This is a genomic window from Saccharothrix sp. (assembly GCF_031180885.1).
Lineage (GTDB): Bacteria > Actinomycetota > Actinomycetes > Mycobacteriales > Pseudonocardiaceae > Actinosynnema.
Genome location: NZ_JAPSLK010000008.1, coordinates 84258 through 97293 on the forward strand (window position 1 = coordinate 84258; position 13036 = coordinate 97293).

General features: G+C 73.2%; 12 protein-coding genes. 5 read left to right on the top strand and 7 right to left on the bottom strand.

What is annotated here, in order from left to right; translation table 11 throughout:
* Positions 1-23 precede the first annotated feature (23 nt).
* Positions 24-1295 (top strand): FAD-binding protein, encoded by a 1272-nt coding sequence (locus RIN75_RS13375; RefSeq protein ID WP_309112200.1) that lies wholly within the window; start codon positions 24-26, stop codon positions 1293-1295.
* 131 nt (positions 1296-1426) lie between these two features.
* Here RIN75_RS13375 and RIN75_RS13380 read toward each other — a convergent pair whose 3' ends face one another.
* On the bottom strand, positions 1427-1627 hold the full coding sequence (locus RIN75_RS13380) for a DUF2795 domain-containing protein (RefSeq protein WP_309112201.1): 201 nt from the start codon (positions 1625-1627) through the stop codon (positions 1427-1429).
* A 155-nt stretch (positions 1628-1782) separates the two neighbouring features.
* Between RIN75_RS13380 and RIN75_RS13385 the strand changes: the two genes are divergently transcribed.
* From RIN75_RS13385 to ilvD, 3 genes are all read left to right on the top strand, one after another.
* On the top strand, positions 1783-2262 hold the full coding sequence (locus RIN75_RS13385) for a hypothetical protein (RefSeq protein WP_309112202.1): 480 nt from the start codon (positions 1783-1785) through the stop codon (positions 2260-2262).
* Positions 2255-3112, top strand: a complete 858-nt coding sequence (locus RIN75_RS13390) for an SDR family oxidoreductase (protein ID WP_309112203.1) — start codon at positions 2255-2257, stop codon at positions 3110-3112. Before RIN75_RS13385 ends, RIN75_RS13390 begins: the two co-directional genes overlap by 8 nt.
* Before the next feature lie 175 nt (positions 3113-3287).
* Positions 3288-4985, top strand: coding sequence for a dihydroxy-acid dehydratase (ilvD, locus tag RIN75_RS13395; RefSeq protein ID WP_309112204.1), 1698 nt, complete (start codon positions 3288-3290; stop codon positions 4983-4985).
* A 257-nt stretch (positions 4986-5242) separates the two neighbouring features.
* Here the strand turns inward: ilvD and RIN75_RS13400 are convergent, their stop codons facing one another.
* Positions 5243-6187: a GAF domain-containing protein gene (locus tag RIN75_RS13400; protein ID WP_309112205.1), complete on the bottom strand. Its 945-nt coding sequence runs from the start codon at positions 6185-6187 to the stop codon at positions 5243-5245.
* Entirely contained in the window at positions 6184-6417 is a 234-nt protein-coding gene (locus RIN75_RS13405; protein ID WP_309112206.1) for a hypothetical protein, read from the bottom strand. The genes RIN75_RS13400 and RIN75_RS13405 overlap by 4 nt, the downstream gene beginning before the upstream one ends.
* A gap of 542 nt (positions 6418-6959) precedes the next feature.
* On the opposite strand from RIN75_RS13405, the gene RIN75_RS13410 reads away from it, so the two are divergent.
* Positions 6960-7817, top strand: coding sequence for an SAM-dependent methyltransferase (locus tag RIN75_RS13410; protein ID WP_309112207.1), 858 nt, complete (start codon positions 6960-6962; stop codon positions 7815-7817).
* Positions 7818-7827: 10 nt separating this feature from the next.
* Here the strand turns inward: RIN75_RS13410 and RIN75_RS13415 are convergent, their stop codons facing one another.
* The 4 genes from RIN75_RS13415 to RIN75_RS13430 form a co-directional block, all read right to left on the bottom strand.
* Complete coding sequence (locus RIN75_RS13415) at positions 7828-8754, bottom strand: UbiA family prenyltransferase (RefSeq protein ID WP_309112208.1); 927 nt, start codon at positions 8752-8754, stop codon at positions 7828-7830.
* A complete protein-coding gene (locus RIN75_RS13420; RefSeq protein ID WP_309112209.1) occupies positions 8742-9971 on the bottom strand; it encodes a cytochrome P450 in 1230 nt (409 codons plus the stop codon). The genes RIN75_RS13415 and RIN75_RS13420 overlap by 13 nt, the downstream gene beginning before the upstream one ends.
* 733 nt (positions 9972-10704) lie before the next feature.
* Positions 10705-11295, bottom strand: a complete 591-nt coding sequence (locus RIN75_RS13425) for a hypothetical protein (RefSeq protein ID WP_309112210.1) — start codon at positions 11293-11295, stop codon at positions 10705-10707.
* Between the two features lie 718 nt (positions 11296-12013).
* Positions 12014-12736 (bottom strand): hypothetical protein, encoded by a 723-nt coding sequence (locus tag RIN75_RS13430; protein ID WP_309112211.1) that lies wholly within the window; start codon positions 12734-12736, stop codon positions 12014-12016.
* Between the last annotated feature and the right edge of the window lie 300 nt (positions 12737-13036).

Below are 13036 nucleotides of genomic sequence, written 5' to 3' on the forward strand. Positions count from 1 at the left end.
CGGACGACCGGCATCCTGAACAGATGCCACACTCCCTCCCGCTGGAGGGCGTCCTGTCCACCAGCGAAGCCGACCTGGTGTGGGCGGCCCAGGACTTCGGCCGGGTCGTCCACCACCGTCCGCTGGCCGTCCTGCACGCCGCCTCACGACACGACGTCGCCGCCGTCCAACGCTTCGCCCAGACCCACGACCTCACGGTCGTCCCCCGCGCCCAAGGTCACTCCACGCACGGTCAAGCCCAGGCACCCGGCGGGATCGTGCTCAACCTCAACCACCTCGACACCGTCCACCACGTCTCCCCCGATCGGATGGTGGTCGACGCCGGGGCCACGTGGAGCAAGGTCGTCACCGCCGCGCTCGCCCACGGCGCCACTCCCCCGGTCCTCACCGACTACCTGGAACTCTCGGTCGGCGGCACGCTGTCCGTCGGCGGACTCGGCGGTGCCAGCCACCGCCGCGGCGCCCAGACCGACAACGTCCTGGAACTGGACGTCATCACCCCGGACGGCACCCTCCGCACCTGCTCGCCGGCCCTCCACCCCGACCTCTTCGACGCCGTCCGCGCCGGATACGGCCGGCACGGCGTCATCGTCCAAGCCGCCCTCCGCCTGGTCCCCGCCCCGACCCACGCCCGCACCTACCGACTGCGCTACCGGCACCTGCCCGACCTCCTGGCCGCCCAGCGCCGGCTGGTGACCGACCAGCGCTTCGACTACCTGGAGGGCCAGGCCAAACTCGAGGACGACGGCACCTGGACCCACCTCCTGGAGGCCGCCCACTTCTTCACCCCTCCGGCCCAGCCGGACGACACGCGGCTACTCGCCGGACTCCCGACCGCCGAGCCCGAGATCACCGACACCACGTACTGGGACTTCGCCAACCGCCTCGCCGACGACGTGGCCCTCCTCCGCCGGATCGGCCCGTGGCAACACCCCCACCCGTGGAACAACCTCCTGCTACCGGACAACGCCGTCGAAGAGGTCGTCACCACGGCATTGTCCGAAGTGGACCGCGAAGGCCTCGGCGACAGCGGCCTGGTCCTCCTCTACCCCATCCCCCGCGACCGACTCCGCACGCCGCAACTCCACGTGCCCAGCACACCGATCATCTTCCTACTAGCCGTACTCCGCACCGCCCCACCAGACTCACCTGCCACCCTCGGCCGGATGCTCGAACACAACCAGCGAACCCAGGACCTGGCCATCACGTCGGGCGGAACCATCTACCTCCGCTCGGTGGACGGGACTGGCGGCGGCAACGGGACGCCGGTCGCGGATCGTGCCGGCGATCGCTGACCGGCTCCGTCATGGCGTCACTCGCCCGCGCCGGGAAGTCGACCTCGTCGAGGCGGGCGCGGCCTCCGGCCCCCGTCTCCATTGTCCCACGGGCCACCGACACAACCGTGCGATGAGGGCTGCTGAGGCGGTCAGACGCCGCCGTCGCCGAGCGTGACCACCCGGAACACCTCGTCGAGGTCGGCGTACTGGGTCGGCGCGATGTCCCGCAGGGCCTGCACGGCCGTCGGGTCGCCCTTGCGGATGGCCGCGTCGACCAGGTCGTTCTTGCTCGCCGGGAACGCGACCTCCGCCAGCGCCTCGCGCAGCGCGTCCCGAGTCGTCGCGGCCATCGTCCCTCCAGTGGTTGGCACACCGAACCGTCGTACTGCGCAGCGGTACCCGCGTACCCCCGCCCGAAACCCATCGCCACCCGATGGTGTGAAGGTCGTCCGCGGTCCCCGGCGGTGCCGCGTTTCGTCGGACCTGCGTCGGGCACCCGACCACGGTGACGCACTCGATCCTGCGTGGTGCGGCGGCGGGCGCGGCCGGGACCACGGCGTTGAACGCGGTGACGTTCCTCGACATGCTCGTGCGCGGGCGACCGGCGAGCCGCACGCCCGAGGACAGCGTCCGCCGCATGTCCCGCAAAGCCGGGGTGGACATCCCCGGCACCCCGCGCCAACGGAAAGCCCGCGTGTCCGGGCTCGGGTCGCTGCTGGGCGCGGTGACCGGCGTGTCCGTCGGTGCCGCGTACGGGGCGCTGCGCGGGCTGGGTTGGCGTCCCGGTGCCCTGACCGCGACGTTGGCCACGACGGTCGGCGCGATGGCCGCGGCCGGGGTGCCCATGTCGGCGCTGGGCGTGTCGGACCCGCGCTCGTGGAGCGTGGGCGACTGGCTCAGCGACGTCCTGCCGCACCTGGCCTACGGCGTGGTCACCGTCGCCACCTACGCCGCCACCGACCACGGAGGACCACACGATGCCTGACCCCGAAAGCCGGCCCCCGCAGCACCAGGAACCGCCCGGCACCACCGCGGCCATGCGCCCGCAACCCCGGGACTCCATGGCGGACTACGTCGGCCGTGGCCTGCTCGACGGCCGAAAAGCGCTGGTCACCGGCGGTGACTCCGGGATCGGGCGGGCCGTGGCGATCGCGTTCGCCAAGGAAGGCGCCGACGTCGCCATCGCCTACCTCAGCGAACACGCCGACGCCGAGCACACCGCCCGCGAGGTCCGCGCGGCGGGCCGGGACTGCGTCACGCTGCCCGGCGACCTCGCGGACGGCGCCCACTGCCGGGGCGTGGTCGACCAGACCGTCGGCCAGTTCGGCGGCCTGGACCTGCTGGTCAACAACGTGGCCACGCAGAACCCGCTCGACTCCCCCGACGAGCTGACCGAAGAGCAGTGGCTGCGCACCTTCGAGGTCAACATGCACAGCTACTTCCGCGTCACCGCCGCCGCCCTGCCGCACCTGCGCGAAGGCAGCGCGATCATCAACACCTCCTCGGTGAACGGGTTGCGCGGCAACAAGTCCCTCATCGACTACTCCGCCACCAAGGGCGCGATCATCGCCTGGACCTACTCGATGGCCCAAGCCCTGGCCGACCGGGGCGTCCGCGTCAACTGCGTGGCACCGGGGCCGGTGTGGACGCCGCTGATCCCCTCCACCTTCGACCCCGAGCACGTGGAGAAGTTCGGCACCAACGTCCCCCTCGGCCGCCCCGCGCACCCCGACGAACTCGCGCCCACCTACGTCTTCCTGGCCGCCAACCAACTCTCCTCCTACTACACCGGCGAGGTCATCGCCGCCCTCGGCGGCGAAACCCTGCCCGGCTAGGCCAGGAGCCGTCAGGACCCACCGCGGCCGGCTCGCCGTCGATCTCGATCCGGCCCGCCGGCGCGCTGCCAACGGCTCGGCTCGACCCACCGAAGCGTCCCAGCCCCCGAATCCGAACCCGCCGATCTGGTCACCCCGGTGCGCGGGTTGCCCGGGGGCGCTAGTTTTGGCGTTCATGAGCGACTCCCCGGACATCAAGCCGCGCAGCCGCGACGTCACCGACGGACTGGAGCGCACCGCCGCGCGCGGGATGTTGCGGGCCGTGGGCATGGGGGACGAGGACTGGGCCAAGCCGCAGATCGGTGTCGCCTCGTCGTGGAACGAGATCACGCCGTGCAACCTGTCGTTGGACCGGCTGGCCAAGGCGAGCAAGGACGGTGTGCACGCGGCGGGCGGGTACCCGTTGGAGTTCGGCACGATCTCCGTGTCCGACGGCATCTCGATGGGTCACGAGGGCATGCACTTCTCGCTGGTGTCGCGGGAGGTGATCGCGGACAGCGTGGAGACCGTCATGCAGGCCGAGCGGCTGGACGGCTCGGTGCTGCTGGCCGGCTGCGACAAGTCCCTGCCCGGCATGCTGATGGCGGCGGCCCGGCTCGACCTGGCCAGCGTGTTCCTCTACGCGGGCTCGATCCTGCCCGGCCGGGTCACGCTGTCGGACGGCAGCGAGCGCGAGGTGACGATCATCGACGCGTTCGAGGCGGTCGGCGCGTGCGCGCGGGGGCTGATGAGCCAGGCCGACGTGGACCTGATCGAACGCGCGATCTGCCCCGGTGAGGGCGCCTGCGGCGGCATGTACACGGCGAACACGATGGCCAGCGCGGCCGAGGCGCTGGGGATGTCGCTGCCCGGCAGCGCCGCCCCGCCCGCCACGGACCGCCGGCGGGACACGTTCGCCCGGCGCTCGGGCCAGGCCGTGGTGGAGATGCTGCGGTCGGGCCTCACGGCCCGGCAGATCATGACCCGTGAGGCGTTCGAGAACGCGATCGCCGTGGTGATGGCGTTCGGCGGGTCGACCAACGCGGTGCTGCACCTGCTCGCCATCGCGCACGAGGCCGAGGTGGAACTCTCGCTCGACGACTTCGCCCGCATCGGCGCCCGCGTCCCGCACCTGGCCGACGTCAAGCCGTTCGGGCGGCACGTGATGACCGACGTGGACCGCATCGGCGGCGTGCCCGTGGTGATGAAGGCCCTGCTGGACGCGGGCCTGCTCCACGGCGACTGCCTGACGGTCACCGGCCGGACGGTGGCCGAGAACCTGGCCGACATCGCCCCACCCGACCCGGACGGCCGCGTGCTGCGCGCCCTCTCCTCGCCGATCCACCGCACCGGCGGCATCACGATCCTGCGCGGATCCCTGGCCCCCGAGGGCGCGGTGGTCAAGTCCGCGGGCTTCGACACGGAGGTGATCACCGGCACCGCCCGGGTGTTCGACCGGGAGCGCGCCGCGATGGACGCCCTGGAGAACGGCACCATCAAGGCCGGTGACGCCGTGGTGATCAGGTACGAGGGCCCCAAGGGCGGCCCCGGCATGCGCGAGATGCTCGCCATCACCGCCGCGATCAAGGGCGCGGGCCTGGGCAAGGACGTCCTGCTGATCACCGACGGCCGCTTCTCCGGCGGCACCACGGGGCTGTGCGTGGGGCACGTGGCCCCGGAGGCGGCGGACGGCGGGCCGATCGCGTTCGTCCGCGACGGCGACCCCATCACCCTCGACGTCGCGACCGGCACGCTGGACGTCGGGGTCGACGCCGCCGAACTGGCCGCCCGCCGAGAGGGCTGGGAGCCGCTCCCGGCCCGGTACACGCGCGGTGTCCTGGCGAAGTACTCGCGCCTGGTCGGCTCGGCCAGCGGAGGCGCGGTCTGCGGCTGAACCCCGAGCCTCTAGTGTGCGAGTCCCGGTGCGGCACGCACCTCTGGCCAACCGGTAGTTCGACCGTCACCCAGAGAATCCACCAGGTCTGCACGGAGACATCGGGTGCGCCAAGGCGATGACACCGCGACCCGCCGCGTCGAACTTCGCGCCGCCGTCCACCGCCCAGCTACCTGCTGCGCCGCAACACCCGTTCACCCAGACCGACGTCCCGCACCGCTTGGCCGCACCCGGTGGACCGCGTCGCGCGGTTCAGCTCAGCCGTGCTCCAGGGCTTCCCGGTCCCTGATCCGCGTCGCCGCCACACCCAGTTCCCTGGCCAGGCCCCGGGCCACGTCCCGCAGGTGCCGGCTGGGCCCGCGCCGCTCGACGTCGAAGAACTCGACCACCGCGACCAGCTCACCGTTGGCCCGCACCGGCAGGGCGAAGCACGACAACGCCTGGTCCCCCAGCAGGACCGTCGTGGTCGTCGGCTCGTCGGCCGGCTCGCCCCGGCGCACGCCGCCCGACGCGGTGGCGCCCCGCCAGGCTCCCGGACCCGACGCGCGCCAGACCCGCTCCACCGCCTCGCGCAGTGCCGCGCAACGGCTCTCGTCCAGGCAGTGCCACAGGTCGGTGGACACGAGGGTGTCGTCCCCGGGCCCGGCCGGGACGGCGATGTGACCGATGGGCCAGCCGTCGTGCTCGCACACGGCGGTGACGCACGCGCGCAGTGCCATGCGCAGGTCGGAGGCGTGGCGGGCCACCGACGCCACCCAGTTGTGCACCTCCACCGCGTGGGCGGAGCGCAGGTCCTCGAACCGCCGCTCGACCTGCAGGGCCACCGCCGCGAGCGCCCGGACGTCGGCGGGGAGGAACTCGCGGTAGCCGGTGTCGGCGACGAGCAGCACGCACACGCTCCGACCGTCGTCGAACCGGATCGGGACCCCGACGAAGCCGCGGACCCCGCGGCCGTCCGCGCCGCGGGGCCGGTTGAGCACGACCGGTTCGCCGGCCTCGGCCGTCTCCCGGCACATCTCGCGCAACTCACGCTCCAGGTGCCGTGCGTCCCCGTCCCCGCCCAGCAACGACAGCCGGCCCGGCCCGGTGGCGAACAGACCGGCCAGCGGCGCCCGGCACGCGGCGGCGGCGATCGGCAGCACGTCCGCGCACAGGTGCTCCGATGGGTCCCGCCACGGGGGCGGGCTCGTCGTGGTGCTCATCGCGCCACCGCCGACGGTTCCCTCGGCCGTGCCGCGGGGAACAGCAGCGACTCCTCGATCAGCCGCCACAGCCGCACCGCGTCGCGGTGCACGACCTTCAGCACCACGGACTGGCGCCGGGCCGGCGACCCGCGGGCGTCCAGCAGCACCCCCGCGTAACCGACCACGCTGGTCATCGGGGTCACAGCCTCGTGCCACGCCTCCCGGGAGGGGTCCGTCCCGAGGCTCATCTCCGCCGCTCCTCCCGGTCCGCCGCCGGTGTGGGTCGTGTCAACCGCCGTCGCCGCCCAGCACGACGCGACCCGGTGGTGGCGCGTGATGAAGTGGTGGCGGAGCGGGGTCGGGACGTCCTTCTCCGATTACCGGTGCTGTGGCCAAACGGCACCCCCTACGACGTCTCGCGGGCGGGATCGTGGCGACCTCCGGCGAACGTCGCCCACGGGCCGATGGTCGCATCGAACACGCCCGGGAAGCGCCGCCCGTGGTCCGATTTGGCCATGACCGGACGATGACCGCGCGGGAAGGCGATCCCGGTCGAACCGACAGCGGTCCACAGTGGACATCACACGATCGATGACGCCCGTTGGCCGCCTCGGCGCCAGGCAGCCGGCTCCCCACGAGCCGCAACCCTCGTGAGGTACAACCATGTCCGCCGGCACGCGGCAGTCCGACCCGGCGCACGGCCCGCGACCGTCCTCACCGGGGTGCGCCTTCCCCATTTTTTGCTACACGCCTTGGCTCCCCGCGCAGCCGCCGACCACCATCGGTGGCCGTGACGAAGCCCGGGAGCAAATCCACCCCCACCGGACGCCACGACGGGGGGCGGCCGACCTCCCCGCGCTGGACAGGCGCCCCGGAGGCGCCCAACGTCGCCAGGGTCCGCGACTACTGGCTGGGCGGTTCCCACCACGGCCCCCGTGACCGCAAGCTCGCCGAGCAGTTCACGGTCTGCGCACCGCACCTGCCCTACCTGGTCCGGACCCAGCGGGCGTTCCTGGCCCGCGCGGTGCGCTACCTCGTCGAAGCGGGGATACGCCAGTTCCTCGACCTCGGTTCCGGTCTGCCGACGATGGGCAACGTCCACCAGGTCGCGCAACGGCTCGACAGGTCCGCCCGCGTGGTGTACGTCGACATCGACCCCGTGGTGGCCGCGGAATCGGCGTTGCTGCTCGACGGGCTGGACAACACCGCCTACCTGTGCGCCGACCTCACCGAACCCGACGCGGTGCTCCAGGCCCCGGAAGTCCGCCGGCTGCTCGACCCGGACGAGCCGACCGCGGTGTTCCTGATCGACGTCCTGCACATGGTGCCCGACGCGCTCCAGCCCGCGGAGACGATCTCGACCTACGTGAACGCCTTCGGTCCCGGCAGCCACGTCGCCATCTCGCACATCTGCCGGGACGAGGGCCTGCTCGCCGCGGTGACGATGTTCCAGCAACTGTTCGGCATCCCGGTACCGGAGTTCACCTTCCGCTACCCCATGGACGTCGTGGACCTCCTGGCCGGTCTCGACATCGTCGAACCCGGCGTGGTCCCGATCCCCTTCTGGCGGCCCAACCGCGCGCCCGAGGAGGACCAGAACCCGGAGAACTTCCGCACCTGCGTGGCTGTGGCGCGCCGCGAGGCGTGATGACCGGGGATCAGGCGACGAGCGGGACCGCCGCCAACGCGACGTTCGCCAGCACCGCACGCACCATGTTGCCGGGTCTTCGCAACCCGGTCGGCATCATCGACCACAACCGCGGCCCGGAGGACCGGAGGAGGACCTGGTCGACGAGGACCAAGCCGCAGACCGCGGCGGCCACCAGCGCGGGCACCGCGCCCAGCCCGGCCCACACCCCGGCCACCACCAGCACGGCGCCGAGCGCGTTCGCCCACACGGCCGCGCCGACCGTCCACGAGGTGCCGCGCAGGACCGCCGGCGTGATGATCCCCGTGACGCGGTCGGCGCCCACGTCCGGCACCGACCACCACAACGCGCGGCTCACGGCCTGGGCGGCGAACCCCGCGGCGACCACCAGCGCCCAGCCGGCCACCTCGGGCACCGCCGCGTGGTGGGTCATGAGGAACGGCAAGGCCCCCAGTTGGACGCCCAGGGCGATCTGGCCGACCAAGCCCCGTCTCTTGAGGCGCAAGGGTTCGAGGTTGTACGCGACCTGGCCTGCGACGAGCAGCGCGGCGATGAGCACCAGCAGCGGTTTTCCGGTGGACACCGCCGCCCACGCCGCCAAGCCCAGGCACCCCGCGATCTCGACCGCGGCCCACCGCGACAGGCGTCTCCTGCCCAGCCGTCGGGCCGCGTGGGCGATGTGGCGCTTGTCGCCGCCGGCCGCGTCGGTGTCGACGTCGGCCCCGGAGTTGAGCAGGTTGCCCGCGACGATCCCGAGCAGGTTCGCGACCACCACGAGCACCAGGGACCCGTCCGGGCCGGATCGCGGGTCCAGGGCCGCGTAGCCCGCCCCCCAGGTCGCGTAGCACACATATTGCAGCAGCAACGGGTTTTCGAGCCGATGGCAGCGCAGCAGGTCGGACCAGCCCCACGCCGCGTGGCCGGTCAGGGGTGACATGCGGTCACCACCACCCTGAGCCCGTGCCCGGGCGCGCTCGTGTGCCCGCGCACGGAGGCCGCGGCCTCCGACACGTCGAGAAAGCGCAGGCGCGTGCGGCGCAGGACGGCGACGACGACCATCCGCAACTCCAGGGTCGCCAACTCGGCGCCCAGGCAGCGGCGCAGGCCGCCGCCGAACGGGAAGTAGCGGTCGCCGGGGATCGTGGTGCGGTGGAACCGCCCCGCGTCGAACCGCAGCGGGTCGGGGAACTGGCGCGGGTCGCGGTGCGCCAGGTGGATCGCGGGCGTCAGCACCGTGCCCGGCGTCACCCGCACGCCCAGGAACTCGTCCTCGTCGACCACCACCCGGTTGCCCGCCCACAGCGCGGGCGGGTTGAGCCGCAGCGCTTCGTGGACCACGGCGTCCAGCAGTGGCACCGCCTCCGCGTCCGCGCCGTCGTCCGCCGCCGCCTCCGCCTCGGCCCGGACCTCCGCCAGGAGAGCGGGATCGCGGTGCAGGTGGTACAGGACCCACGCCGCGGCCGAAGCCGTCGTCTCGTACCCGGCGAACAACAACGTGACCAGGTTGTCGCGCAGTTCCCGCTCGTCGCGCGCGACCTCCCGCAGCAGCGTCGCCAGCGCGGTGGAGCCCGTTCCCCCCGCCGCGGACGCCGCTTTCACCAGCTTCTCGTCCAGCCACGGGTCGCTGCGCGTCCGCCTGCCGCGCGACCGGCGGCGCACCAGGTTCCGCCAGCCGGAGACCAGTTCCCGGTGGATCCACGAGTCGAAGCGCGTGGCCAACGCCTCGTCGCCGGTTCCCAGCACCACCCGCACCATCACCCGCAGGGAGATCCTCCGCATCCACTGCGTCAGCGCGACGACCGACCCCACCACCAGCTCGTCCACCGCGGCCTGGACGACGCCGTCGATCGTGTCCCGGTAGCCGTCCAGTCGGGTGCCCCGCAGCACCGGCAAGAGCCCCCTGCGGTACGCCGCGTGGCGGGGGCCGTCGGCCCACACCAGGGACCGGCCGCCGAGGACCGCCGCCAGCGTGCGGCTGCCCGGGTGCGCGAAGCGCGCGTCACCGCGGAAGATCCACCGGATCGCCGCCGGGTCGCTCACCAGCAGGCGCCGGTGGGGGGTGGAACGCAGTTCCAGCACACCCGGCGAGCGGGCCGCGTGCCGGTCCAGGAAGGCCAGGGGACGCGCGGCGAGGTGGAGTTCGCGGAGGTTCACCGCGGCCCTCCCCCGAGGCCGCGAGCGGCCGGGAGAACACCGGTGGGGTCAGCGGTGCCGAACCGGACCCGGTCCGCGCCGCGGTGAAAACCCCCTTTGCCCGATCGGCGCGGGACAAAATCGGCAACGGCCGTGGTTAATCCTTCGTCCAAGTCGCACACGCAAACCTCCACAGCGACCTACCCGCCCCGGTGAAAAACGTGACACCATCAGGCGACGAGGTGCGAACCGGCACTGCGAAGGTAGGGTGCGGGTGAGCCGGGGGGCAAGAGCCTTACCCTTTTGGCGCACAGCGTGGACCCGGATGCCGGAATGGATCGCACGCGGAGTGTCGGGCTGATTCCGAGTGATCGGAAGTGCCCGGGCGGCGGAGCGGTGATTTCCACTCCGGCCGGAGCCGCACGAGTTCGCGGACATGGCAAAACTCCCCCGGCCGCCGCTGCGACCGGGGGAGTTCCACCGCCATCACCGACCGTTCCGGGAGGACTCCAGGAACCCCCGAATTCGCCACACCGCGCCCCCCGAAGAAGCGCGGCCGACACCGACCGGCCACGTGGCGGTCGGCGGTGATGAACGTCATCGCCACCCAGCCGGAGCGGGCGGGGTCGAGTCGACCACCGCGCCCGGAAGGGCGGATTCGACCTCGGTCACCCGCTTGCCGCGCGTGAGGGGTCGAAGGGTCGGGTGGCACCCCGTCGGACCAGCGGGGTGCCACCCGGGTCACCCGGTGGGGTCAGGGGCAGAGGTTCGCGCCCACCACCCCCAGCGCCAGGACGTCGAGGTCGACCGCCGCACCGAGGCCGACCACGACACCGGCGTCCAGGCCCGCGATCGCGAGCACGTCGAGGTCGGTGCCGTCGACGTCGGCCGAGGTGTCGTCGGCGCACACCGAGTCCACGTCGGCGGCGCAGTCCAGCGCGGAGATCCCGAGGCCCGCCACGGCGGTCAGCGCGGCGTCGACGTCGACGTCCACCGCCAGTGCGACAGCCGCGTCCAGGTCCACACCGGCGACGACCACACCGCCCAGCGCACCCGCTCCCTCATGGGTCGAGGTGGCCGTGGTGTGCGTGTCCTGCGTGTCCTGCGACTCCAGCACGTCCGGCGTCTCCTGCACGTCCGGCGTGTCGGTGTCCTGCGAGTCGACCGCCGTGCCGGCGTCGGAAGCCGAGGTACCGGCCTCGGGTGCCGCGGACGCCTCCTGCGGCGTGGGCGCGGCGGACGCGCTGTCCACCGCCTGCGCGTTCGCTACACCGAACCCGTTGGCGAGTACCGCGAGCCCCGTCGCGGCGGCCACCACGAGCCCGTTGACAAACTTGCGCTGCATTCTTGTCCTATACCTTCCGTTCGGTGAGTCACCGCGAACAGCCCACGCTCGAACCGCGCTCGACAGGCCGTAGCACCCATGCGGAGATTGCCGGCGCGCACACCCTCAATGGTTTCGAGCCCCGTGAACTCCCCGCTGAATTGAACGCTGGTGCCGGGCCGAACGCTAACCAGGACAACTCCGCGCGGACAACGAGAGTCGTCAACTTTGGGGAGCCCGAGCCGGTTTCAACCGATCAGTGGGCGATGTTTTCCGATCGCGCGTCGAACCCGTTCGAGCGAATAGCCCGACAACAGCCGGGAACGCCTTGACAGCGAACAGCGGGGCGGGGCAGAGTGCCGCGCAACACAAGACCACGCGGGAAAGCGGGACGGTTTGCGCATGGGCCGTCCCGCGTCCCTTGGGGCCGGCGGCCGATCCGGCGTCGTCGCGCCGACATGCGATCGGCCGCCGGGAGCGGGGCGTGGGGGGGCCCGCGGCGCGGGGGCGCGCCCCCCCCCCCCCCCCCCCGGGGCCGGGGGGGCGCCCCCCGCCCGGGGGGGGGCCGGGGGCCCGCCCCCGGGCCCCCCCCCCGGCCCGGGGGGGGGCGGGGGGGGGGGCCCGGGGGCGGGGGGGGCCCCCCGGCCCCCCGCCGCACAGCGGGTCGCCGGGAAAGCTCCCCGGCCGGCGGCGGACGCGGGTCGCGACCACCACGACGGACCTCGTGGGAGGCGGCGGCTCAGTCGAACACGCAGATCCCGCCGTGGACGACGACGGGCAGCCCGTCCGCTCCGCGCTGGACGTGGCCGACGATGCGCGCCTTGCGGTCGCCGAAGCTGGACGCGATGCCGACCTGGACGTCCATCGGCGTCCCGCGCCGGAGCAGGTCCCGCCACTCCTCGACGGTGGACAGCACGGACTCGAGCCGCGCCAGCGGGTCGGCCGGGGTGTCGGCGCCCGGCTCGACGCCGAACAGCCGGTGCAGCCCGGCGGAACCGACGAAGCGCCCGGTGAGCAGGTCCAGCGAGTACACGCCGACCCCGTCGTCCGCGAGCCCGTCGACCGCCGCCGCCAGGGCCAGCCGGTCCGCCACCGAGCCGGCGTCGCCGTGGGCCGGCGCACGGGTTCCCGCCAACCACCCTGGGAGCCAGGTGCACACGTACACCTCGCCGACGCGGGTGAGCCGCACCGCGATGGTCGCCGTGCGGCTCAGGTCGGTCAGGACGTCGGGCGCCGCGGCGGCCCGGTAGACCGGCTCTCCGGACTCCGCCGCCTCGGCGCACAGCCGCGTGAGCGCCGCGACGAGGTCGGCGGGCAGCAGATCGCCCAGCATGGCGCCGGTGAACCCGGCGGTGCGCAGGCCGAGGGCGTCACCCGCCGCGTCGTTGACGGCGATCACGGTGTAGCCGGGGCGGGCGTGCGGCCCGGTCACCTCGGTCCACACCAACGCGGGTTCCTGCATGAGCGCGATGGCATCGCGCGGATCGGACGAGCCGGGGGCCCCGCCGATCGGCACCATTCCGGATTCCCGCCCTGGCAAGGCCATCACTCCGCCTGACGGCACTGGTGACGGGCTGCCGGGCGCGTCGACTCTCCGCCGGTGGAGTCCTCGCCATCTCGCCGTTCCACTTGTCCAGACCTCCGCACAATGTTCCAGCCTGAGGCTTCGAGCGTAGGCCCTCCCGGGTGCTCAGCGCATCGATCGAAGGATATTTCGGACCGAAACGTGTGCCGGCCCAGCCACCTCGCCGCGCGACGACTG

Bases quoted from the DNA above. Each gene is read 5' to 3' on its own strand.
- RIN75_RS13375 (WP_309112200.1), top strand. From the start codon at position 24: ATGCCACACTCCCTCCCGCTGGAGGGCGTCCTGTCCACCAGCGAAGCC.
- RIN75_RS13380 (WP_309112201.1), bottom strand. From the start codon at position 1,627: ATGGCCGCGACGACTCGGGACGCGCTGCGCGAGGCGCTGGCGGAGGTC.
- RIN75_RS13390 (WP_309112203.1), top strand. From the start codon at position 2,255: ATGCCTGACCCCGAAAGCCGGCCCCCGCAGCACCAGGAACCGCCCGGC.
- ilvD (WP_309112204.1), top strand. From the start codon at position 3,288: ATGAGCGACTCCCCGGACATCAAGCCGCGCAGCCGCGACGTCACCGAC.
- RIN75_RS13400 (WP_309112205.1), bottom strand. From the start codon at position 6,187: ATGAGCACCACGACGAGCCCGCCCCCGTGGCGGGACCCATCGGAGCAC.
- RIN75_RS13405 (WP_309112206.1), bottom strand. From the start codon at position 6,417: ATGAGCCTCGGGACGGACCCCTCCCGGGAGGCGTGGCACGAGGCTGTG.
- RIN75_RS13415 (WP_309112208.1), bottom strand. From the start codon at position 8,754: ATGTCACCCCTGACCGGCCACGCGGCGTGGGGCTGGTCCGACCTGCTG.
- RIN75_RS13425 (WP_309112210.1), bottom strand. From the start codon at position 11,295: ATGCAGCGCAAGTTTGTCAACGGGCTCGTGGTGGCCGCCGCGACGGGG.
- RIN75_RS13430 (WP_309112211.1), bottom strand. From the start codon at position 12,736: ATGCAGGAACCCGCGTTGGTGTGGACCGAGGTGACCGGGCCGCACGCC.